The organism is Pseudomonas flavocrustae (genome assembly GCF_029872515.1).
Taxonomy (GTDB): Bacteria; Pseudomonadota; Gammaproteobacteria; order Pseudomonadales; family Pseudomonadaceae; genus Chryseomonas; species Chryseomonas aestiva.
In genome coordinates this window covers 421,061-442,621 of sequence record NZ_JAPDIQ010000002.1, presented here as the reverse complement: position 1 = coordinate 442,621, position 21,561 = coordinate 421,061, and the positions used below count along the sequence as shown (strand labels likewise).

15 protein-coding genes and 2 pseudogenes are annotated in these 21,561 nt (G+C 66.5%); 2 read left to right on the top strand and 15 right to left on the bottom strand.

Annotated features, from left to right (window positions below):
• Window positions 1-37 precede the first annotated feature (37 nt).
• Window positions 38-871: a DUF1206 domain-containing protein gene (locus OMP44_RS06780; RefSeq protein WP_280307082.1), complete on the top strand. Its 834-nt coding sequence runs from the start codon at window positions 38-40 to the stop codon at window positions 869-871.
• Between the two features lie 235 nt (window positions 872-1,106).
• On the opposite strand, the gene hrpA is transcribed toward OMP44_RS06780, so the two are convergent.
• From hrpA to OMP44_RS06765, 3 genes are all read right to left on the bottom strand, one after another.
• Entirely contained in the window at window positions 1,107-5,132 is a 4,026-nt protein-coding gene (gene hrpA, locus OMP44_RS06775) for an ATP-dependent RNA helicase HrpA (protein ID WP_280307080.1), read from the bottom strand.
• Between the two features lie 143 nt (window positions 5,133-5,275).
• Complete coding sequence (locus tag OMP44_RS06770) at window positions 5,276-6,055, bottom strand: SGNH/GDSL hydrolase family protein (protein ID WP_273862827.1); 780 nt, start codon at window positions 6,053-6,055, stop codon at window positions 5,276-5,278.
• Between the two features lie 152 nt (window positions 6,056-6,207).
• Window positions 6,208-7,887 (bottom strand): long-chain fatty acid--CoA ligase, encoded by a 1,680-nt coding sequence (locus tag OMP44_RS06765; protein ID WP_133859369.1) that lies wholly within the window; start codon window positions 7,885-7,887, stop codon window positions 6,208-6,210.
• Between the two features lie 259 nt (window positions 7,888-8,146).
• Here OMP44_RS06765 and OMP44_RS06760 point away from each other — a divergent pair, with 259 nt between their 5' ends.
• Complete coding sequence (locus OMP44_RS06760) at window positions 8,147-8,617, top strand: MaoC family dehydratase (RefSeq protein WP_187979019.1); 471 nt, start codon at window positions 8,147-8,149, stop codon at window positions 8,615-8,617.
• Window positions 8,618-8,633: 16 nt separating this feature from the next.
• Here OMP44_RS06760 and OMP44_RS06755 read toward each other — a convergent pair whose 3' ends face one another.
• From OMP44_RS06755 to OMP44_RS06705, 12 genes and pseudogenes are all read right to left on the bottom strand, one after another.
• Window positions 8,634-9,209 carry a DUF1349 domain-containing protein gene (locus OMP44_RS06755; protein ID WP_280307078.1) on the bottom strand — a complete coding sequence of 192 codons (576 nt, stop codon included), beginning with the start codon at window positions 9,207-9,209 and terminating at the stop codon, window positions 8,634-8,636.
• 53 nt (window positions 9,210-9,262) lie between these two features.
• A complete protein-coding gene (locus tag OMP44_RS06750) occupies window positions 9,263-10,333 on the bottom strand; it encodes a protein-glutamate methylesterase/protein-glutamine glutaminase (RefSeq protein WP_280307077.1) in 1,071 nt (356 codons plus the stop codon).
• Window positions 10,330-10,839 (bottom strand): chemotaxis protein CheD, encoded by a 510-nt coding sequence (locus OMP44_RS06745; RefSeq protein ID WP_187979017.1) that lies wholly within the window; start codon window positions 10,837-10,839, stop codon window positions 10,330-10,332. Before OMP44_RS06745 ends, OMP44_RS06750 begins: the two co-directional genes overlap by 4 nt.
• 2 nt (window positions 10,840-10,841) lie before the next feature.
• Window positions 10,842-11,645: a CheR family methyltransferase gene (locus OMP44_RS06740; RefSeq protein WP_133859374.1), complete on the bottom strand. Its 804-nt coding sequence runs from the start codon at window positions 11,643-11,645 to the stop codon at window positions 10,842-10,844.
• A gap of 10 nt (window positions 11,646-11,655) precedes the next feature.
• Entirely contained in the window at window positions 11,656-12,126 is a 471-nt protein-coding gene (locus tag OMP44_RS06735) for a chemotaxis protein CheW (protein WP_183630429.1), read from the bottom strand.
• A complete protein-coding gene (locus tag OMP44_RS06730; protein WP_187979016.1) occupies window positions 12,126-13,781 on the bottom strand; it encodes a methyl-accepting chemotaxis protein in 1,656 nt (551 codons plus the stop codon). The genes OMP44_RS06735 and OMP44_RS06730 overlap by 1 nt, the downstream gene beginning before the upstream one ends.
• An 82-nt stretch (window positions 13,782-13,863) precedes the next feature.
• Complete coding sequence (locus tag OMP44_RS06725) at window positions 13,864-14,367, bottom strand: chemotaxis protein CheW (RefSeq protein WP_133859377.1); 504 nt, start codon at window positions 14,365-14,367, stop codon at window positions 13,864-13,866.
• 7 nt (window positions 14,368-14,374) lie between these two features.
• Window positions 14,375-16,549, bottom strand: a complete 2,175-nt coding sequence (locus OMP44_RS06720) for a HAMP domain-containing methyl-accepting chemotaxis protein (RefSeq protein WP_280307073.1) — start codon at window positions 16,547-16,549, stop codon at window positions 14,375-14,377.
• A gap of 187 nt (window positions 16,550-16,736) precedes the next feature.
• Window positions 16,737-17,454: pseudogene (locus OMP44_RS24890) on the bottom strand (methyl-accepting chemotaxis protein); the annotation flags it as partial.
• 54 nt (window positions 17,455-17,508) lie between these two features.
• Window positions 17,509-19,032: pseudogene (locus OMP44_RS24885) on the bottom strand (MCP four helix bundle domain-containing protein); the annotation flags it as partial.
• A gap of 44 nt (window positions 19,033-19,076) precedes the next feature.
• On the bottom strand, window positions 19,077-21,248 hold the full coding sequence (locus tag OMP44_RS06710; protein ID WP_187979013.1) for a chemotaxis protein CheA: 2,172 nt from the start codon (window positions 21,246-21,248) through the stop codon (window positions 19,077-19,079).
• Entirely contained in the window at window positions 21,245-21,550 is a 306-nt protein-coding gene (locus OMP44_RS06705; RefSeq protein ID WP_187979012.1) for an STAS domain-containing protein, read from the bottom strand. Before OMP44_RS06705 ends, OMP44_RS06710 begins: the two co-directional genes overlap by 4 nt.
• Window positions 21,551-21,561 lie beyond the last annotated feature (11 nt).

Below are 21,561 nucleotides of genomic sequence, written 5' to 3'. Positions count from 1 at the left end.
CGGTCAGTACAAGGCAGAATGTAACAGGGCATAACAGATGCACACTCGTACCGGACTTACCTTGCTGGCTCGCGGCGGCTACGCCGCTCGTGGCCTCGTCTATCTCATCATCGGCGTTCTGGCGCTGCTCGCCGCACGCGGCTCCGGCCAGCCGGCGGACAGCCACGACAGCCTGGAAGCCCTGCTCGCCCAGCCCTTCGGGCACTTTCTGGTCGGCCTGGTGGTGGTCGGTCTGATCGCCTTCGCGGCCTGGCGTATTCTCCAGGCCATCCGCGATGTCGATGACCATGGCAGCAAGCCCAAGGGCCTGGTGATCCGCGCCGGCCTGCTGGTGGGCGGCATCACCTATGGCGCCCTGGCCTTCTTCGCCCTGGGGCTGCTGATCAGCGGTCTGCGCCAGAGCGGTGGTTCGGGTGGGGAAACCAACGACCTGCTGCAGATGATCCTCGGCTGGCGCTATTCCAATCTGCTGGTTTACGTCGCCGCACTGATCCCCCTGGGGGTGGGCCTCGCCCATTTCGTGAAGGGCTGGAAGGCCAGCTTCGAGCGGTATCTCGAAGCCAGTCCCGAACAGCTGCGCATGATTCGGCCCATCGGTCGCTTCGGCCTCATCGCTCGGGGCGTGGCCTTCGTCGAGATCGCCGTCCTGCTGGTGGTCAGCGGCTCGCGCTACCAGGCCTTGCATCCGCCGGGCATGAAGGACGCCCTGAACGGCCTGCAGAATCTGCCCTTCGGTGGACTGGTGCTGTCGGTGGTAGGCCTGGGCCTGATTGCCTTTGCCTTCTACAGCTTCGCGGAAGCCTGGTGGCGGCGTATCGAGATGAACCTGCCGGATGTGGGCGGCTCGCTGCGCCAGGTGCTGCCGCGCTAGGCCCGCGCCAGACGTTCATACATCGCGCGCCAGTGGCTGGGTGGCTCCCCGTCCGGAACACCTAGTAGCCGTCCGGACAGTGAACGAAAGACAGGCGGCGGGCGCCAACCCATGCCGGGAGACGCTCCGCCGCGCGGCCAGCCGTACCACCAGGTTGCCGACCAGACAGCGCGGCTCAGAGATCTACGGATGATCGCTCGAACATCTTCCGAGCGGCGCCGCCGATGGAGGACCGCTAGGCCTCCACCTGGCTCCACTGCTTGTTCAGCCGCTTGTCCGACACCGGCATCCGCGTGCCCAGCTGCTGGGCCCAAAGCGACACCCGATACTCTTCCAGCATCCAGCGATAGAGCTCCAAATTGGCGTCGCGCTTGCCCTCCTGACCATGCTTGGCGGCGCGGGCGCGATACTGCTCCCAGAGTCCGGCCAGCTCGCCGCTCCAGACGCGATCGCGCTGCACCTGGCCGCCGAGCTTGTCGAAGCGCTGCTCGATGGCCTTCAGGTAGCGTGGATACTCCTTGAGCCATTCCAGCGGCGTATCGCGGACGAACCCGGGATAGACCAGGCTACCCCGCTGCGCCTTGATGTCGTTGAGAGCCACCGCCTGGGCCAGGTCGATGCGGCCCTTGAATTTCTTCTGCAGGCCATGCCAGAGCTTGAGGATCTCCAGGGTCAAGCGCGCGATGCGTTCCGCCTGCTCGGTCCAGCCCGCCTTGCGCCGTTCGGCCAGCGAGGCCAGGCCGGCGCCATCGCGGGGCAGCTCGGCGTCGTCAGCGAGGATGGTGGCGTCCAGGCTGGCCAGCAGGATGTCTTCCACCAGGGCCTCCGGCCGGCCCAGCTCGCGGTGCAGCAGGCCCAGCTCGGTGAGCCCGGGCAACTTGCCGCGCAGGAACTTGGCCTGTTCCGCCAGTTGCTGCAGCAGCAGTCGCTGCAGGGCGCGGCGGTGCTGGTAGCGGGCTTCGGCCTGGGTGGCGAAGCGGCCTTCGCGCACCGTGCCCTGCTCGTCCACCAGCGCCGGATAGACCGTCATGGAAAGGCCGGCCACCTGCTGCTGGGTCTTGGCCGCCACCTCGGCGAAGGCCTTGGCCTCCACCGGGCGCTGCTCCTGGCGCTTCTGCGTCGGCAGCGCCAGGGCCGCCTGGCTTTCCTGAGCGAAGCGCGCCGTCACCTCGGCCAGGTCGCGGCCTTCCCCCAGCGGCTTGCCCTGGGCATCGACCACCTCGAGATTCATGCGCAGGTGCGGATCCAGGCCGGCTTCGGCCTCCGGCCAGGCGTCGTCGGGGATGCGGGCACCGGTCATGCGCTGCAATTCGCGCCCCAGGGCCTCGTGCAGCGAGCCCTCGCCGAAGGGGATCTTGTCCAGCGCCGCGCGAACGAAATCCGGCACCGGGACGAAGTTCTTGCGCAGGGCCTTGGGCAGGTTGCGCACCAGGGCCACGCAGCGGTCATAGAGCACCCCCGGCACCAGCCAGTCGAGGCGCTGGGGCGGCAGCTGTGGCAACAGTGGCGCCGGCACCCGCAGGGTGACGCCGTCACGCGGATGGGTCGGGTCGAATTCGTAGGACAGCGGCAGGGTCAACTCGCCCAGGCGCAGGGTGTCCGGATACTGGGCGGCGGTGACCTCGCTGGCTTCGCGGGCAAGGACGTCTTCCTCGCGCATGATCAGCAGATCGGGCTGCTTGGCGCTTTCGCGGCGATACCAGCTGTCGAAGGTGGCAGTCTGGTAGACGTCCGCCGGCAGACGCGCGGCATAGTAGTCAAACAGGGTTTCCTCGTCGGCGAGGATGTCGCGGCGGCGGGCCTTGGCTTCCAGTTCGTCCAGCCGCTCCAGCAGCGCCCGGTTGGCGGCCAGGCACTTGGCGCGACTGTTGATCTCGCCGCGCACCAGGCCCTCGCGGATGAACAACTCGCGGGCAGCGGGCGGATCTACGGGGCCGAAGTGCACCGGGCGACGACCGACCACGATCAGGCCATAGAGGGTGACCTGCTCATAGGCCACCACCTGGCCCCGCTTCTTCTCCCAGTGGGGTTCGAGGTGGGTCTTCTTGACCAGGTGCCCCGCCACCGGCTCGATCCAGTCCGGTTCGATCTTGGCCACCATGCGGGCGAACAGCTTGGTGGTCTCCACCAGCTCCGCGGCCATGATCCAGGTGGGTTTCTTGCGGCCGATGACGCTGCTGGGATGGATCCAGAAGCGCCGCTGGCGCGCGCCCAGGTAGTCGCCATCCTCGCTCTTCTGGCCAATCTGGCTGAGCAGACCGGCGAGAATGGCCTTGTGCAGCGCCGCGTAACCACGGGCGCGTACCGCCGCCTCGCTGGCTTCGGCCTGTTGCTGGGCCTTGGCGTTGACGTGCTTGTCGGTGGTCGGCGCGGGTTTGTGGGTGCCCTCCGCGGCTGCTGGCGCTGGACTTTCGGCCTTGCGCACCTGGAGCCCCAGTTCGCGGCACAGCAGGGTCAGCTGGCGATGGGCATCGCGCCACTCGCGCAGCCGCAGGTAGTTGAGGAAGTGCTTGCGGCACCAGCTGCGCAGGGCGTTGGAACCCAGCGCCTGGCGTTGCTCTTCGAAGCCGTGCCAGAGATTGACCAGGGCGGCGAAATCCGAATCCGGGTCCTTCCACTGGGCGTGGGCCTGATCGGCCTGGGTCTGGCGGTCCGCCGGGCGCTCGCGCGGGTCCTGCACGGACAGCGCGCTGGTGACGATCAGCACCTCGGCGAGACTGCCCTGCTCGGTCGCCTCCAGCAGCATGCGCCCCAGCCGCGGATCGACGGGCAGGCGCGCCAGTTGCCGACCCAGGGGCAGCAGGCGGCCTTCGACATCGACCGCCGAAAGTTCCTGCAACAGGGTGAAGCCGTCCTTGATCGCCTTGCCATCCGGCGGCTCGATGAAGGGGAAATCTTCGATGCGACCCAGGCGCAGATGCAGCATCTGCAGGATCACCGCCGCCAGGTTGGTGCGCAGGATTTCCGGATCGGTGAAGGTCGGGCGACCGAGGAAGTCCTCTTCGCTGAAGAGGCGGATGCAGATGCCTGGCTCGACCCGGCCGCAACGACCCTTGCGCTGGTTGGCGCTGGCCTGGGAGATGGCTTCGATGGGCAGTCGCTGGACCTTGGCTCTATAGCTGTAGCGACTGATGCGCGCGGTCCCGCTGTCGATCACGTAGCGGATGCCCGGCACGGTCAGCGAGGTCTCGGCGACGTTGGTGGCCAGCACAATCTTGCGCCCGGGACGCGGCTGGAAGATCTTCTGCTGCTCGGCCGGCGTCAGTCGGGCATAGAGCGGCAGCACCTCGGTGAATTTCAGCTGGGCCTTGCGCAGGACCTCGGCGCAGTCGCGGATCTCGCGCTCGCCGGGCAGGAACACCAGTACATCGCCCGGGCGCTGACCGACGCTGCGCTCGTGAGCCTCGATCTCGTCCAGCGCCTGGAGGATGCCCTGGTCCACCGAGAGATCGTCCACCAGCCGTTCGCCGTCTTCATCCACCTCGGCGCTGAGCGGGCGGTACCAGGTCTCCACGGGATAGGTCCGCCCGGACACCTCGACGATGGGTGCGCCGTCGAAGTGCCTGGAGAAGCGCTCCAGATCGATGGTGGCCGAGGTGATGATCAGCTTGAGATCGGGACGACGCGGCAGCAGGGTCTTGAGAAAGCCCAGCAGGAAGTCGATGTTGAGACTGCGCTCGTGGGCCTCGTCGACGATGATCGTGTCGTAGCGCTCGAGAAAGCGGTCGTGCTGGGTTTCGGCCAGCAGGATGCCATCGGTCATCAGCTTGATCAGGGTGGCATCGGTGCTCTGATCCTCGAACCGCACCTGATAGCCGACCAGTTCGCCCAGCGGCGAACCCAGTTCCTCCGCCACCCGGGCGCCCACGCTGCGCGCCGCCAGGCGGCGCGGCTGAGTGTGGCCGATCAGTCCCTGCACACCCCTGCCCAGTTCCAGACAGATCTTGGGCAGCTGGGTGGTCTTGCCCGAACCGGTCTCGCCGGCGATCACCACCACCTGATGGGCGGCGATGGCGCGCTTGATCTCCTCGCGCTTGGCGGCGATTGGCAGGGCGTCGTCGTAGCGGATGCGCGGCACGCTGGCACGCCGCGCCTCGACCTTGGCACAGGACGCCTGGAAACGCTCCAGCCACTGGGCTTCGCGGGTCGGATCAGGTTGTTTCTGCAGGGCCTGGAGCTGGCGCCGCAGGCGATGGCGATCGGCGTTGAAGGCCTGATCCAGGTTGGCGGCGAGACGGGCAACGGAGGGGGTATCGGTCATGAAACTCTTTCGACGGCGGTCGCTTGGACCGGTAAGTGTAAAAGAGTTGGGGGGTGCGGCGGGGCTTTACAAGAACGGCGGGTGGAAAACCGCCGGGTTGCCGGCCCCTGCGCGACGCCTGGTCGCGCAGGGGCGGTAGCGCATTAGCGCTTGGCCTGGACGCTGGCCACGTTCAGTTTGGCCGGCGGCGTGCGCAGGGCCATGTCCAGGGACTGCAGGGCCTTCCAGGCGTCCTGTTGCAGATCGGCGGGATCGGCGTGATCGAACTTGATCTTTTCGCCGGCGGCCGGCAGCGGCGGACGGGTGCCGTAGATCAGCGCATAGAAGACCGAGGCGGTCAGGTAGGTGCCGGTAAAGGACGGATGGCTGCCGTCGGGCAGGAACAGCCCGGGCTGCGGCTGATCGGCCAGGGCCTTCTGCCAGGCCTGGCCTACCGGGGCCAGCAGCGCGCCGGTCTCCTTGGCCAGGGGGGTGTAGACGCTGTCCAACTGCGCCTGCATGGTCGGGTTGTTCTGCCGGGCCCAGGTCAGGTAGAGGATCGGCTGGGCGCCGTCCTTGCGCGCCAGATCGGCGATCAGGCGTACGTACTGACGGGTGAGGTCCGGATTCTTCACCGGCATCATGCTGTGATCCTGGATCACCACGTAGTCGTAGTTGGCCTTGGCCAGCTCGTCCTGCACGTCGTGGCGCTTCCAGTGTTCCTCGAGGCTGGCGCCGCTGAAGGTCACATGCTTGACGTCCAGCGGACGCGACTGACCGGCCTCGACGGACATCTGACGGACCATTGCCGGCAGATCGTTGACGAAGGTGTAGCTGTTGCCCACGAACAGGACGCGGATGGGTTCACCGGCCTGGACCTGACCGAGCACGCTGGAGCCCAGCAGGAAGAGGCCCAGCACGGCCTGGCGTACGCTAATTCGCATGGTGTGTCCTCAAGGAAAGAGGTCGGAGAGATGACGGCAAAATGCCGCCTGCGGTTTATACCCGAACCTCTTGCGAAAACCATGCTTGGAAACCAGCGGCACCGCTACCAGTCGACGAGAGGTAGCGGCGCAGGGGACGTAGCGACGTCCTGTTACGCCTTCTTGAGTTCGGCGTCACGCAGTTCACGACGCAGGATCTTGCCGACGTTGGTGGTCGGCAGGCTATCGCGGAATTCCACCAGTTTGGGTCGCTTATAGCCGGTGACGTTGTCGTGCATGTGCTTGAGCACCTGCTCGGTGGTCAGGGACGCACCGGGCTTGGGCACCACGAATACCTTGATCTTCTCCCCCGCCACCTCGTCGGGAATGCCGATAGCCGCGCACTGCATCACCCCGGGCAGCTGGGAGAGCACCTCTTCCAGCTCGTTGGGATAGACGTTGAAGCCGGACACCAGAATCATGTCCTTCTTGCGATCGACAATGCGCAGGTAACCATCCGGCTCGATCACGGCGATGTCGCCGGTACGCAGCCAGCCCTCGGCATCCAGCACCTCGGCGGTGGCCTCGGGTCTCAGCCAGTAGCCTTTCATGACCTGGGGGCCCTTGACGCACAACTCGCCGGGGGTGTCGAAGCCCTGGGCCACGCCATCGGCATCCACCACCTTGCAGTCGGTGCCCGGCACCGGCATGCCGATGGTGCCCAGCCGGCGACGCTCCAGCGGATTGAAGCTCACCACCGGACTGGTCTCGGTCATGCCGTAGCCTTCGCAGATGCCGCAGCCGGTGACCTCTTCCCAGCGCAGGGCCACGGATTGCTGCAGCGCCATGCCGCCGGAAAAGGTCACCTTGAGCTGGGAGAAATCCAGCTGGCGGAAATCCTCGCTGTTGCACAGGGCGGCGAACAGGGTGTTGAGACCGACGAAGCCGTTGAAGCGCCACTGCCTGAGTTCCTTGACCAGCGCCGGCAGGTCGCGCGGATTGGTGATCAGGACATTGTGGTTGCCCTGGATCAGCATGGCCATGCAGTGAATGGTGAAGGCATAGATGTGGTAGAGCGGCAGCGGCGCGATCATGACCTGGGCACCGCCGCCCAGGTACTTGGTCATCAGCACCTGGCACTGCAGCATGTTGGCCACCAGATTGCGGTGCGTCAGCATGGCGCCCTTGGCGATGCCGGTGGTGCCGCCGGTGTACTGCAGCACGGCGACGTCCTCCGCCGCAGGGTCGGCGTCGACGAAATCGACGTGCTCGCCCTTGGTCATGGCATCGACGAAGCGGATGGAATGGGGAATGCGATAGGCCGGCACCATCTTCTTGACATGGCGGACCACGGCGTTGACCAGCAGGCGCTTGAAGGTCGGCAGCAGGTCACCAACCTCGGTGATGATGACGTGGCGGATATCGGTCTGCGGCAGCACCTGTTCGGCCAGGTGCGCCATGTTGGCCAGGCAGACCAGCGCCCGGGCGCCGGAATCCTTGAACTGGTGCTGCATCTCGCGGGCGGTATAGAGGGGGTTGGTGTTGACCACCACCAGGCCGGCGCGCATGGCGCCAAAGACCACCACCGGGTATTGCAGCACGTTGGGCATCTGCACGGCGATGCGATCGCCGGGTTGCAGGTCGGTGTGCTTTTGCAGATAGGCGGCGAACTGGCCGGACAATTCATAGAGTTCGCGGTAGCTCAGCGTCCGCCCCAGATTGCTGAACGCCGGGCGCTCGGCGTAGGTCTGGCAGGCCTCGCGAAATACCGCCAGGACGTTGCGATAACGGTCCAGGTCTATGTCTGTCTGGATGCCCTCGGGATATTTGTCACTCCAGAAATTCGGCATCATGCAGCCCGCTCCCGCTCTATGGTTATTGTTCGTTGGCGTGCCGTGATCAGCGCTGAACCGGCCCTGCGAGCCTAGCAGCTTTGCCTAGCCCGCAACAGCATCAATATCCGCCCTTGACGTCACTTAATGACCATATGATCAATTACGGTCACGCTCTCTGCCGGCTTTTCCGGGAGGTGATTAGCCTCTGGCGGCGAGGCTGGGTAGAATGCCCGGCTTCGCGGCGTCCGCCGCCTTGTCACAGCTGCCGGAGCGCTTCATGAGCCTGACCGAAAACATCCCTTATGAAGCCCTCGAAATCGGCCAGAAGGTGACCGTGACCCGTACTATCGAGGAGCGCGACGTGCTGCTGTTCGCCGCCGTCTCCGGCGACTGCAACCCGCTGCACTTGGACCCTGAATTCGCCGCCAAGACGCTGTTTCGCGAGCCCATCGCCCACGGCATGCTCAGTGGCGCCCTGATCAGCGCCGCAGTGGCCTGCAACCTGCCGGGACCGGGCACCCTCTATGTCGACCAGACCATGACCTTCGAAAAGCCGGTCAAGCTGGGCGATACCCTGACGGTGGAAATCGAGGTGCTGGAAAAGCTGCCGAAGTTTCGCGTGAACCTGGCTACCCGGGTGTTCAACCAGCATGGGGACAAGGTCGTCGACGGCGTCGCCAAGGTGGTCGCGCCGCGTAAGCCGGTGCAGGTGCAACAGGTGGAACTGCCCCCCGTCACCGTCGGCTGAACCACCCTTCCCCGCGTCAACTCAGATCGGCCAGGCCTCGTTGCAGCGGGGCTTGCAGACTGAACTCGCTGAACGCCACTTCCATGCCGCCGCGCTCCGGGGTGCCACAGACCGGGCCGACCCGGTATTCCGCGGCGGCTGGCAGGCTGGCCAGGCGCAGCAGCGGCCAGCGCTGACCGTCGAACGAGGTCTGGACCCGCAGGGTACCCTGGGTCAGGGTGACCCTCAGCCACACCTCCTCTCGCTCACCCAGCGGTGCGCCCACGGCCAGATCCGAGCGTCCCAGGGTCAGGACGCTGAGCAGCTGGGGGGTATCGTCGAAGTAGCCGATGCCGACGCGCAGCCACTGCTGCTCATCGATCCGCACCATCAGCCCGGCGTGGTCGCCCTGGTTCTTGCAGCGCGCCGCCACCCGCAGCTGGGCGGTGAAGCCACTGGTGACCCGGGCGCCGAAGAAGTGGCCGCTGTGGCGCTCGGCGCCGTCGTGGGTCTGATGCCAGAAGTCACTGTGGCGATCGGTGATGACCCGCAGCCGCTCGGGCTCGGCCAGCCAGGTCTCGGGTTCATTGATCCATTGGCAGATGTCGAACATGGGGCTCTCCTCGCGTGCTCGCGCTTGGAGTCCCGCCTGCCCCGCAAGTTCGTCTAGACCCCACCTTTGAGAATGGCGGCGGCGATCTGGCCGAGGCCGATTTCCTGCTCCACCGCGCCGAGCTTCATGGCTTCCTTGGGCATGCCGTAGACCACGCAACTGTCTTCGTCCTGGCCGAGGGTCCGGCCGCCGACGTCACGCAGCTCCTTGAGGCCGCGGGCGCCGTCATCGCCCATGCCGGTCATGATGATACCCAGGGCATTGCTGCCGGCGGCCCGCGCCACCGAGCGGAACAGCACATCCACCGAGGGGCGATGGCGACTCACCGGCGGACCGTCGACCACGTCCACCTGATACTGGGCACCACTGCGCTTGAGCAGCATGTGGCGACCGCCCGGGGCGATCAGCACCCGCCCCGGCAGGACCCGATCGCCATGCCGGGCTTCGCGCACCTCCAGCTCGCAGAGGCGATCCAGGCGCTCGGCGAAGGCGGCGGTGAAGCGCTCGGGCATGTGCTGGACCACGACGATGCCCGGGCAGACCCGTGGCAGTGAGGTCAGCACCGCTTCCAGGGCCTGGGTCCCGCCGGTGGAGGTACCCAGGGCGACGATGCGCTCGGTGGTGCGCGCCATGGCCGGGCTGCCGCCGGCCGGCAGGATGGCGTCGGCGCTGAGCTTGGGCGTCGGCACCACCGGCACGCCACGGGGCGCCAGGCGCTTGAGATTGGCCCGGGCGGCGGCCTTGACCGCGCTGGTGAGGTCGTCCGAGGCGTCCTTGAGGAACTGCTTGAGATTGGCCTGGGGCTTGGTGACGATGCTGACCGCCCCGGCGGCCATGGCCTGCAGGGTGGTGGCGGCGCCCTTCTCGGTCAGGGTCGAGCAGATCACCACCGGGGTCGGACGCTCGGCCATGATCTTCTTGAGAAAGGTGATGCCGTCCATGCGTGGCATCTCCACGTCCAGCACGATGACGTCGGGCCACTGCTTGCGCATCTTGTCCTGGGCGAACACCGGGTCGGCGGCGCCCCCCAGCACCTCGATGGCCGGATCCTCCGCGAGACTCTGGGCGAGCACCTGCCGCACCACGGCGGAGTCGTCGACGATAAGGACCTTGATCTTGTTCATGGAGTAATTCTCGTAAGCGGCGGAACATAGGGTAGCTCCACCTGTTGCATGAGCACCCGGCCGTCGACGAGGTCCAGGGACAGTTTGCGATGGCCGGCGCCGCGGACATGGGTCCGCACCGAATGGATACCGGCCTGGGCCAGCTGCGCCAGCGCCGCCTCGACGTTGACGTCGCCGATGCTGCGGACGCGATCGCGCAGGAGCTGGGGAAACATGTTGCCGCCGCCGTAGAGGTGCACCTGGTAACCGGGCAGATCACCGCCGTGGCGGGCGATCGCCCCCAGCAGCAGCTGCAGGGATTCGTCGACATAGTGACCGTCGGCGGGCGCGCCGGGCACGGCGCGCTGGCGCGTGGGCAACAGCGCATGGGTCATGCCGCCGAGACGGCGCCGCGGGTGCCAGAAGACGAAGGACACGCAGGAGCCCAGGATGGTCCGGATCCGCACCTCGCCCTGGCCGAAATACCATTCGCCTGGACGCAGAAACAGCTCCGGCGCGGCTGCCATGGCTAGAGCGGACGTTGATAGATGGAAGGACTGACCATTTTCAGGGCGTCGGTCACCCCATTGAGGCTCTCGGAATGACTGACGAAGAAGTAGCCACCGGGTCGCAGGTGGCGGACCAGGCGGGCCACCACCTGGCGCTTGGTGGGCACGTCGAAGTAGATCATCACGTTGCGCAGGAAGATGATGTCGAAGGTGCCCAGCTCCGGCAGCGAATTGTTCAGATTGATCTGGCGAAAGGCGATCCGCGCGGTCAGGCGCGGATCCACCAGAAAGGTGCCGTCGTTGTCGCCCACGCCCTTGAAGCAGTAGCGCCGCAACAGCGCCGGCGGGATGTTCTCGGCTTCGGCGAGCGGATACTGGGCATTGCGCGCCTTGGCCAGCACCCGGGTGCTGAGGTCGGAGGCGACGATTTCCCAGGGCCGCTCGCCCAGTCCTTCGGCCAGAGTCATGGCCAGCGTATAGGGCTCCTCGCCCGAGGAGCAGGCGCCGCTCCACAGCCGCAGCGGCTGGCGCCTTTCCCAGTTCGGCAGCACCTGCTCGCGCAGGAAGTCGAAGTGCTTGGGCTCCCGAAAGAAATAGGTTTCGTTGGTGGTCAGCAGATCGACCGCCATCTGGCATTCCGCCTGGTCGCGCTGGATCAGCTGGAAATAGGCGTCGTAGCTGGGCGTGCCGCGCTGGCGCACGCGCTTGGCCAGGCGACCGCTCACCAGCGGGCGCTTGGCATCGGACATGCTGATGCCGGCGACCCGGAAGATGAAGCTGCGAAACTGGCGGAATTCGCTGTCGGTCAGCGCGGGGAGTTCCATGGTTCGCGACTCAGGCAGCCGTCATGGCGGCGAGCTGGGCGAGATCGTCTGCGCCCAGCACCCGATCCATGTCGAGCAGGATGACGAAACCGGCACCCTGCTTGGCCATGCCGAGGATGAAATCGGTGCGGATCGAAGCGCCGAAGCGCGGCGCCGGCTCGATGCCGTCGGCGCCGATCTCCAGCACCTCGCAGACCGCGTCCACCACGATGCCGAACACCTGGGGGCCACCGTCGACCTGGATCTCCAGCACCACGATGCAGCTGCGGCGGGAGGTCTCGGTCACCTCGTTGCGAAAGCGCACGCCGAGGTCCATGACCGGCACGGCGGCGCCGCGCAGGTTGATGACGCCACGGATGGCCGGCGGCAGCATGGGCACCGTGGTGACCGCGCCGTACTCGATGATCTCCCGCACGCAGCCGGTGTTCACGCCGTAGAGGTCACCGGCGAGCTGAAAGGTCAGAAACTGGCGCAATAGCATCAGGCTTGCTCCTCGAAACGGGCGAAACCGGCCGGCACGCTGCCACGGGGCGCGCGACGGGGCGAGTCGATCAGCGCCGAGGCGCGCTCGGCCAGGCTCGACCCCGAGCGCTTGGCGCCGGGACGGGCGACCTGCTGGGCCACCGGCGAACCGCTCAGGGTGAAGTATTCCATCATCTGCTGGAGCTGCTCGGCCTGGCCGCTCATCTCCTCCGCGGTGGCGGCCAGCTCTTCGGACGCCGAGGCGTTCTGCTGGGTGATCTGGCTCAGTTGCAGCATGGCGCCATTGATCTGCTCGACCCCGGCGCTCTGCTCTTCGGAGGCCGCGGTGATTTCCTGCACCAGGTCGGAGGTCTTGTTGATGGAGGGCACCATCTCGGCCAGCAGCGATCCGGCGCGCTCGGCCAGGGCCACACTGCTCTTGGCCACGGTGCCGATTTCCTGGGCGGCGACCTGGCTGCGTTCGGCCAGCTTGCGCACCTCGGCGGCCACCACGGCGAAGCCTTTGCCGTGCTCGCCGGCGCGGGCGGCTTCGATGGCGGCGTTGAGCGCCAGCAGGTTGGTCTGGTAGGCGATGTCGTCGACGATGCCGATCTTCTCGGCGATGGTCTTCATGGCCACCAGCGTCTCGCGCACGGCCTGGCCGCCCTCGTCCGCTTCACGCGCGGCCTTGCCGGCCATGCCGTCGGTGACCTTGGCGTTCTCGGTGTTCTGGGCGATGGAAGCCGACATCTCCTCGATGCTGGCGCTGGTCTCCTCGACGGAGGCGGCCTGCTCGGTGCTGGCCTGGCTCATGCTCTGGGCAGTGGCCGAGACCTCTTCCGAGGCGCTGGCCAGGCCATCGGCCGAGCTGCGCACGTCGCTGATGATCTGCGCCAGGGTGGTGGTCATGGTACGCACGGAGGCCAGCATGCTGGTGGTGTCGCCTTCGCGGGTCGCCACCTCGACGCTCAGATCGCCGCGGGCGACGCGCTGCACCACCTCGGCGGCATAGGCCGGTTCGCCACCCAGCTGCCGGATCAGGCTGCGGGTGATCAGATAGCCGAGCAGGACGGCGATCAGGGTCGCCACCGCGCCAATCACCAGCATCAGGTTGCGGGCATCGACGTAGGCGTCGGTCGCCGCTTCACCGGCTTCCTGCATGCGCTGGGCCTGCAGATCGTTCAGGGCGCCGAGGGCGGCGACCAGCTCGTTGTTGTTGGGCGCGAAGACATTCAGCAGATAGTCCCGGGCCTGGCCACGGTCGGTGTCGAGCAGGCGAAAGAATTCGCCGTACTTGTCCTGCAGGCGCTGACGCGCGTCCGTGGCAGCGGCCAGCTTCTGCTTGCCATCCTCACTGACGATCTTCTTTTGCAGATCGGCGAGTATCTCTGCGTTGCCGGAGCGGACCTTGGCGATGTCTTCCTTGGTCTTGGCCAGGGCGCGCTCATCGTCCAGCAGCAGCAGGTTGCGCATCAGGCGGCCGCTGTCCAGGGTGTTACGCACCAGGGTGTTGGCCTGGACGGTCATGGGGAAACGGAATTTCGACATGTTGTCGGCCGAGTCCTTCATGGTGCCCATGTTCAGCAGGGCGACACCCATGACCAGCAGCAGCATCAGGATGGCAGCCCCGAAGCCGATCGCCAGCTTGGTCGAGACGCGAAGTGTGTTCAGCATGGTGGAAGCGCCTCCGGCGCCGATTGAAACTGCTTCGTTTAAGAGGCGCCGGTTACCGTCGCCCATGGCAATGCGGGGTCTTTCAGCTGGCGGCCTGGGCCAGGTTCGCCAGTTCCTGTACGTCGAGGACCTGGGCCACGTCGAGCAGGGTCAGGAAGCCGTCTTCGGACTTGACCATGCCGGCGATGAAGTGCGGCGCCAGGCGACTGCCAAAGGCCGGCGCCGGACGGATGTCCGCCGCGGCGATTTCCAGCACCTCGCTCACCGCATCCACCACCACGCCCAGCACCTGGGTGTCTTCGTCGGCGCACACTTCCAAGATCACGATGCAGGTCCGCGGGCCGACCCGGGTCGGTCGGCCGCCGAAGCGGGCCTCCAGATCCACCACCGGGACCACCGCGCCGCGCAGATTGATCACCCCACGAATGCAGGCCGGCATCAGCGGGACCTGGGTCAGTTGGCCGAACTCGATGATCTCGCGCACCGCGAGGGTATCCACCGCATAGGTCTCACCGTCGACCACGAAGGTCAGGTGCTGATGGCCAAGGTGTTCGTGGGCGATGTCGCCAAGGGTCAGGGCAGTCATGAAGCCATTACTCCGGGAAGCGGACGTAACCGTCCGGCAGGCCGCCCGCGGCCATCTGGGGACGACGCAGGGTCGGCTGGGCCGTACGGCTCGCGGCCGGGCGCGTCTGCTCGATGGCACGCTCCAGGTCCTGGACCGCACGACCATCGCCGGTGTGGAAGAAGCCCATCAGGCGCTGCAGCTGCTCGGCCTGACCGCTCATTTCTTCGGCGGTCGCGGCCAGCTCTTCCGAGGCCGAGGCGTTCTGTTGGGTGATCTGGTTGAGTTGCAGCATGGCGCTATTGATCTGAGTGACTCCGCTACTCTGTTCTTCGGACGCCGCGGCGATTTCCTGTACCAGATCGGAGGTCTTGCTGATGGACGGTACCATTTCGTCGAGCAGTGACCCGGCGCGCTCGGCCAGGGCCACACTGCTCTTGGCCACGGTGCCGATTTCCTGGGCGGCGACCTGGCTGCGTTCGGCCAGCTTGCGCACCTCGGCGGCCACCACGGCGAAGCCTTTGCCGTGCTCGCCGGCGCGGGCGGCTTCGATGGCGGCGTTGAGCGCCAGCAGGTTGGTCTGGTAGGCGATGTCGTCGACGATGCCGATCTTCTCGGCGATGGTCTTCATGGCCACCAGCGTCTCACCCACCGCTTCGCCACCTTCGTTGGCCTCGCGCGCGGCCTTGCCGGCCATGCCGTCGGTGACCTTGGCGTTCTCGGTGTTCTGGGCGATGGAGGCCGACATCTGCTCTACGCTGGCGCTGGTCTCCTCGACCGAGGCGGCCTGTTCGGTGCTGGCCTGGCTCATGCTCTGGGCGGTGGCGGAGATCTCTTCCGAGGCGCTGGCCAGGGCATCGGCCGACAGGCGCACGTCGCCGATGATCTGGTTCAGCTTGCCGACGGTGCCGTTGATCGATTCCTTGAGTTCCAGCAGCTGACCCTGGTAGTCACCGCGCACGGTACGGCTCAGGTCGCCCTGGGAGAGCCCGGCCATGACGCCCATGGCTTCGTTGACCGGCGCCACGATGGCATCGAGTGTACCGTTGATCCCGGCGACGATGCGGCGGAAGTCACCCTGGTGGGCAGCGGCATCGGCACGGGTGTCCAGGCGACCGGCCATGGCCGCCTGGCTCAGCTGGTTGGCGTCCTCGACCAGGCGCTGGATGTTGCCGCGGACCTGCTCGAGGTTGTCGTTGATGACCGCCTTCTGCCCGGGGAAGCGCTCCAGCGCCACCGACAGATCGCCTTCGCCGAAGCTCTTGACGCAGGCCATGGCCTTTGCCGAATCGCTCAGGTGGCCGGCGACCATGCCGTTGACCCCTTCGGCCATGTTGCGATAGGCGCCCTGGAAGCGCTCGGCCGGAATGCGCACCACGGTTTCGCCGCGGTCATGGGCAGCCGACATACTGCTCATTTCGCTGATCAGGCTGCGCAGGGTGGTGACCATGTTCTGCATGGCCGCCATCAGGCTGGTCTTGTCGTCGTCGCGCAGCTTGATGTCGTCCGGCAGATCGCCGGCGGCCACGCAGCCGGCCAGGGTCGCCACCGCCGCGGGCTCACCGCCCAGCTGACGCAGCAGATTGCGGGTGATGAAGAAGCCCAGCAGGGCCACCGCCAGCAGGGTCGCCAGGGCAATGCCCAGGGCCAGCCAGGTGGCCTCGACCTTGGTCTTCTGGGCGACCTGCACACCTTGCAGCGCCAGGGTCTGGTTGTAGCCTACGTGCTCGTCGAGGGCCTTGTTGATCGCCAGCATCACGTCGGTGCGGCTGCGCATCAGGGCCTGGGCGTCTTCGTTGCGATTTTGCCGCGACAGGGCGATGACCTGGTCGCCGAGGCTGAACAGCGCCGTAAAGGCGGCGCGATCGGCGACCAGCAGGCCACGGTCGCGGTCGTCCGAGACCAGCGTCTCGTACTTGCCGAGATTCTGGCCGATGCGCTCCTTGGCCGCGGCCAGGTCCTGCTCGACGGTGGTCATGGTTTCGGCGCTGGTCGACAGCACGTGGCGATAGATGCCCACCACGTAGTCGGAGCGGCTGTCGTTGACCTCGCCGAGCGCCTTGAGGCTGGGAACGGTGTTGTCGTTGCCGTAGTTGGCTGCCTGGAACACCTGGTCGATTTCGTATTGCCCGGTGCCGGCCAGCACCAGGATGCCCAATAATGCGGACAGCACCAGCAGCAGCATTTTCTTGATGACGGTCATGTCGATGGTCTCAAAAAGGCCACCTGCAGGTGGCCGTTGGATAGGGGTCAGGATTCGAAGGAGACGTAGCCGTCAGGCACGCCCGAGGTACCCGTACGCAGGGCCTTGCCCGGGACCTGCATGGCCTTGGGCCGCGAGGCCTCCAGCGCGCGTTCCAGGTCCTGTACCACCCGGCCTTCGCCGGTATTGAAGAAGCCCATCAGGCGTTGCAGCTGCTCGGCCTGGGTACTCATTTCCTCGGCGGTGGCAGCCAGTTCTTCGGACGCCGAGGCGTTCTGCTGGGTGATCTGGCTCAGTTGCAGCATGGCGCCGTTGATCTGGCTCACCCCGCTGCTCTGTTCTTCGCTGGCCGAGGCGATTTCCTGCACCAGGTCGGAGGTCTTGCTGATGGACGGCACCATCTGCTCCAGCAGGGTGCCGGCGCGTTCGGCCAGGGCCACGCTGCTCTTGGCCACGGTGCCGATTTCCTGGGCGGCGACCTGGCTGCGTTCGGCCAGCTTGCGGACCTCTGCAGCCACCACGGCGAAGCCCTTGCCGTGCTCGCCGGCACGGGCCGCTTCGATGGCGGCGTTGAGCGCCAGCAGGTTGGTCTGGTAGGCGATGTCGTCGACGATGCCGATCTTGTCGGCGATGGTCTTCATGGCCACCAGGGTCTCGCCAACCGCCTGACCGCCCTCCCCGGCTTCCCGCGCGGCCTTGCCGGCCATGCCGTCAGTGACCTTGGCGTTCTCGGTGTTCTGGGTGATGGAGGCCGACATCTGCTCGACGCTGGCGCTGGTCTCCTCGACCGAGGCCGCCTGTTCGGTGCTGGCCTGGCTCATGCTCTGGGCGGTGGCGGAGATCTCTTCCGAGGCGCTGGCCAGGGAGTCGGCCGACAGGCGCACGTCGCCGATGATCTGGTTCAGCTTGCCCACGGTGCCGTTGATCGACTCCTTGAGCTCCAGCAACTGCCCCTGGTAGTCACCGCGTACGGTGCGGCTCAGGTCGCCCTGGGAGAGCCCGGCCATCACGCCCATGGCTTCGTTGACCGGCGCCACGATGGCGTCGAGGGTGCCATTGATGCCGGCGACGATGCGGCGGAAATCGCCCTGGTGGGCACTGGCATCGGCGCGGGTGTCGAGACGACCGGCCATGGCCGCCTGGCTCAGCAGATTGGCGTCTTCGACCAGGCGCTGGATGTTGCCGCGGACCTGTTCGAGGTTGTCGTTGATCACCGCCTTCTGGCCGGGGAAGCGTTCCAGCGCCACCGACAGATCGCCTTCGCCGAAGCGCTTGACGCAGGCCATGGCCTTTGCCGAATCGCTCAGGTGGCCGGCGACCATGGCGTTGACGCCTTCGGCCATGCCGCGGAAGGTGCCCTGGAAGCGCTCGACGGGAATGCGGGCATCGGTCTCGCCGCGATCATGGGCGGCGGACAGCTGCACCATCTCCGCGACCAGAAGCTGGATGTTGTCGCGCACCTGCTCAAGGTTGTCGTTGATCACCGCCTTCCTGCCGGGGAAACGCTCCAGCGGCGCGGCCAGATCGCCTTCGCCGAAGCTTTTGACGCAGGCCATGGCCTTGGCCGAATCGCTCAGGTGACCGGCGACCATGGCGTTGACGCCTTCGGCGACGTTGCGGAAGGTGCCCTGGAAGCGCTCCAGCGGGATGCGTTTGTCGGTCTCGCCGCGATCATGCTCGCTGGCCATGGTGCTCATCTCCTGCACCAGACCGCGCAGGGTCACCACCATGCGCTGCATGGCGGCCATCAGGCTGGAATCGTCGCCGGCGCGCAGCTGCAGATCGTCGGGCAGGTCGCCCGCGGCGGTGCGGTTGGCGACCTTGGCCACCTCGGCCGGCTCGCCGCCGAGCTGACGCAGCAGGTTGCGGGTGATGAAGAAGCCGAGCAGGCCGATCAGTAGCAGGGTGGCCACGGAGATGCCGACCGACAGCAGCGTGGCCTGATTGAGCGTGCCCTCCGCCAGGTTGGACTGCTCGGTTCCCAGCTTCTGGTTATAGAGGCGATGGGCGTCGAGAACATCACCCACGTGGGTGATGATCTCCTGGTTTTCGCCCAGCAGCCGCTTGACCTCGTCATCCTGGCTGGCGCGCGACAGCGGGATCACCTTGGCCGCGAGCTGGTTGAGCGCGGCGATCGCCTGCCTGTCGTCTTCCCATAGACGCTTGTCGGTGTCGTCGGAGATCTGCCCCTCGTAAGCCTTGAGCGCCTCATCGGTCAGCCGCTGCGATTCGCTGAGTTCCTTTTCGGCCTTCTGGGTGGCGGCATCACCGTCGGCGGCGAGATGGCGATAGATGTTGGTGATGACATCGGCGGAATGGGCGTCGACGGCGTCGATGCCCAGAATGGCCGGCACGGTATCGTTGTTGCCGAAATTGGCCCGTTCGAAGACCTGGTGCAATTGGTAGTAGGCCAGCCCTGCCAGGAGAATGATCCCCAGCAGCGCAGAGAGGACCAGCAGGGACATGCGTTTGGTAACGGTCATGGACTCTAAATCCTTGTCGGTCAGGTCAAGTCGGGTCGGTTCAGTTAGGCCAGCACGGGTGCGAGGACTGGAGCAGCGGTGCCGGTGGACGCGGCTTCGCCAATCAGGCCGGGCACGTTGAGGATCAGCGCCACGGCACCGGTACCCAGGATGGTGAAACCACCGAGGCTGCGGTTGTGGCCGAACAGCGGACCGAGCGGCTTGATCACGGTCTGGAATTCGCCGAGCAGCTGATCGACCACCAGGCCGGCGCGCTGGCCGGCATAGCGCACCACCACCACGTTCTGCCGCCGCGGCGGGGCTTCCTCGATGGTAAACAGCTGACGCAGGCGCAGCACCGGCAGCACCTCGCCGCGCAGGTCGAGGTAGTCGTTGCCGTTGGCCTGGACACTGGCCGCCTCGGTCAGCTCGATGCACTCCTCCACCGCTTCCAGGGGCACCACGTAGGTGGCCTTGCCGACGCCGATGAGGAAGCCGTCGATGATCGCCAGGGTCAGCGGCAGGCGGATGGTCACCGTGGTGCCGCGGCCCTCCTCGCTGGTGAGGTCGACGCTGCCGCGCAGGGCGGTGATGTTCTTTTTCACCACGTCCATGCCGACGCCGCGACCGGACAGGTTGCTGATCTGCTCGGCGGTGGAGAAACCCGGTTCGAAGATCAGGTTGAACACGTCCTTGTCGGCCAGCACCTGGCCTTCGGCGATCAGGCCGCGCTCGGTCGCCTTGCGCAGGATGCGCTCGCGCGACAGACCGCCACCGTCGTCGGTGACCTGGATGACGATGCTGCTGGCCTCGTGATAGGCGTTCAGCCCCACGGTGCCCTGGGCCGGCTTGCCACGCGCCAGGCGCAGCTCGGCGGATTCGATGCCGTGGTCCATGGCGTTGCGGATCAGGTGGGTCAGCGGATCACCGATCTTTTCCACCACGGTCTTGTCCAGTTCGGTCTCGCCACCGCTGATGCGCAGGGCAATGTCCTTGCCGATTTCCTTGGAGACGTCGCGGACCACCCGCTGGAAGCGGTTGAAGGTGGTACCGATCTGCACCATGCGCAGGGTCAGGGCGGTATCCCGCACCTCTTCCACCAGGCGCGACAGCACCCCGGTGGATTCCACCAGGGCCGCCAGGCCGCTCTGCTGGGCGATCAGCTGGGTCCCGGCACCGGCGATGATCAGCTCACCGATGAGGTCGATCAGTTGGTCGAGTTTGGTGGCGTCGATGCGGATCAACTGGCCTTCGCCCGCCGGCGCGCGCTGCTCCTTGATCTTGCGCTGCTTGTTCAGGGCCGCATCCACCACCGGCGGATTGACCAGCTGGGCTTCCACCAGGGCTTCGCCAATAGGCTGGCGCGGGGTGGCCGGATCGGCCTGGCGGCGCAGCACCTCGTCCAGCTCGGTGGCGGTCAGGGTGCCGCAGCGCACCAGGATCTCGCCCAGGCGCAGGTCTTCCTCGGCCAGGTCGTCGATCAGCTGGCAGTAGTCGCTGCTGCGGCTGTGCGGCGGCAGGATGCGGATCTGGCTGTCTTCGCGGACGAATTCGAAGGCCGCCTCGATGGTCGCCTTGTCGGCGTCGCTGTCGAAGGCGACCTCGAAGCCCAGGTAGCAGGTCTCCGGATCCATGTCCGCTGCGGCCGGGATGGCATCGGTCAGGGTGACGATGTTGACGATGCGGCCAAAGCTGTTGAGGTAGCGGACGAAGGCCAGCGGATCCATGCCGTTGCGCAGCATGTCCGGACCGAAGCGCAGCGACAGGTGCCAGTGGCCGGCGGCCACGCCATCGACCGGTGCCGCCAGGGTACGGGCGGCAGCGACCGGCTGGGCCGCCTTGGCGCTCGGCTGCAGATAGTGCTCCAGGCGCTGCACCAGCACGGCGCCGGCGGCCTGGAAGTCGGGCTCCGGCTCGCTGCCGGACGACACCCGGGCGATCAGGCCGTTGAGGTGGTCGCAGACCTCAAGGAACAGCGCCGACAGGGTCTCGTCGAAGGCCAGCTCGTTGCTGCGGATCCGGTCGAGCACGCTTTCGGCGACATGGGTGAAGGCCACCACATGGTCCAGACCGAACAGACCGGCCGAACCCTTGATGGTGTGGGCGGCGCGGAAGATGGCATTGATCAGCTCGACATCATCCGGTGCCTGCTCGATCTGCAGCAGCGCGGCTTCCATCTGCTGCAGCAATTCCTCGCTCTCGGCGATGAAGGTCTTGAGAATCTCGTCCATGTTCATGCGGCAACACCTTCCGCGGCGGCCGCGGTAAAGAAGTCGGCAAGACCTGCCAGCTCCAGCAGTTCGGTGACGGCGGGGCTGGGATCGACCAGCTCCAGGCTGCCGCCCAAACGCTGCGCCTCCCGGTGGGCCAGCAGCAGCAACTGCAGCCCGGCCGAATCGAATTCATCGACCTCGGCCAGTTCCAGCGCCACGGTGACCCCGGCGGTCAGGGGCTCCATCAGCAGCGGCTTGCTGTCGGCCGCGGTGTAGATGGTCAGCGGCCCGGTAATGGGCAAGCGGGTACGAACGGCATCGTTCATGGGGGCAGCCT

Bases quoted from the DNA above. Each gene is read 5' to 3' on its own strand.
- OMP44_RS06780 (WP_280307082.1), top strand. From the start codon at position 38: ATGCACACTCGTACCGGACTTACCTTGCTGGCTCGCGGCGGCTACGCC.
- hrpA (WP_280307080.1), bottom strand. From the start codon at position 5,132: ATGACCGATACCCCCTCCGTTGCCCGTCTCGCCGCCAACCTGGATCAG.
- OMP44_RS06770 (WP_273862827.1), bottom strand. From the start codon at position 6,055: ATGCGAATTAGCGTACGCCAGGCCGTGCTGGGCCTCTTCCTGCTGGGC.
- OMP44_RS06765 (WP_133859369.1), bottom strand. From the start codon at position 7,887: ATGATGCCGAATTTCTGGAGTGACAAATATCCCGAGGGCATCCAGACA.
- OMP44_RS06760 (WP_187979019.1), top strand. From the start codon at position 8,147: ATGAGCCTGACCGAAAACATCCCTTATGAAGCCCTCGAAATCGGCCAG.
- OMP44_RS06755 (WP_280307078.1), bottom strand. From the start codon at position 9,209: ATGTTCGACATCTGCCAATGGATCAATGAACCCGAGACCTGGCTGGCC.
- OMP44_RS06750 (WP_280307077.1), bottom strand. From the start codon at position 10,333: ATGAACAAGATCAAGGTCCTTATCGTCGACGACTCCGCCGTGGTGCGG.
- OMP44_RS06745 (WP_187979017.1), bottom strand. From the start codon at position 10,839: ATGGCAGCCGCGCCGGAGCTGTTTCTGCGTCCAGGCGAATGGTATTTC.
- OMP44_RS06740 (WP_133859374.1), bottom strand. From the start codon at position 11,645: ATGGAACTCCCCGCGCTGACCGACAGCGAATTCCGCCAGTTTCGCAGC.
- OMP44_RS06735 (WP_183630429.1), bottom strand. From the start codon at position 12,126: ATGCTATTGCGCCAGTTTCTGACCTTTCAGCTCGCCGGTGACCTCTAC.
- OMP44_RS06730 (WP_187979016.1), bottom strand. From the start codon at position 13,781: ATGCTGAACACACTTCGCGTCTCGACCAAGCTGGCGATCGGCTTCGGG.
- OMP44_RS06725 (WP_133859377.1), bottom strand. From the start codon at position 14,367: ATGACTGCCCTGACCCTTGGCGACATCGCCCACGAACACCTTGGCCAT.
- OMP44_RS06720 (WP_280307073.1), bottom strand. From the start codon at position 16,549: ATGACCGTCATCAAGAAAATGCTGCTGCTGGTGCTGTCCGCATTATTG.
- OMP44_RS06710 (WP_187979013.1), bottom strand. From the start codon at position 21,248: ATGAACATGGACGAGATTCTCAAGACCTTCATCGCCGAGAGCGAGGAA.
- OMP44_RS06705 (WP_187979012.1), bottom strand. From the start codon at position 21,550: ATGAACGATGCCGTTCGTACCCGCTTGCCCATTACCGGGCCGCTGACC.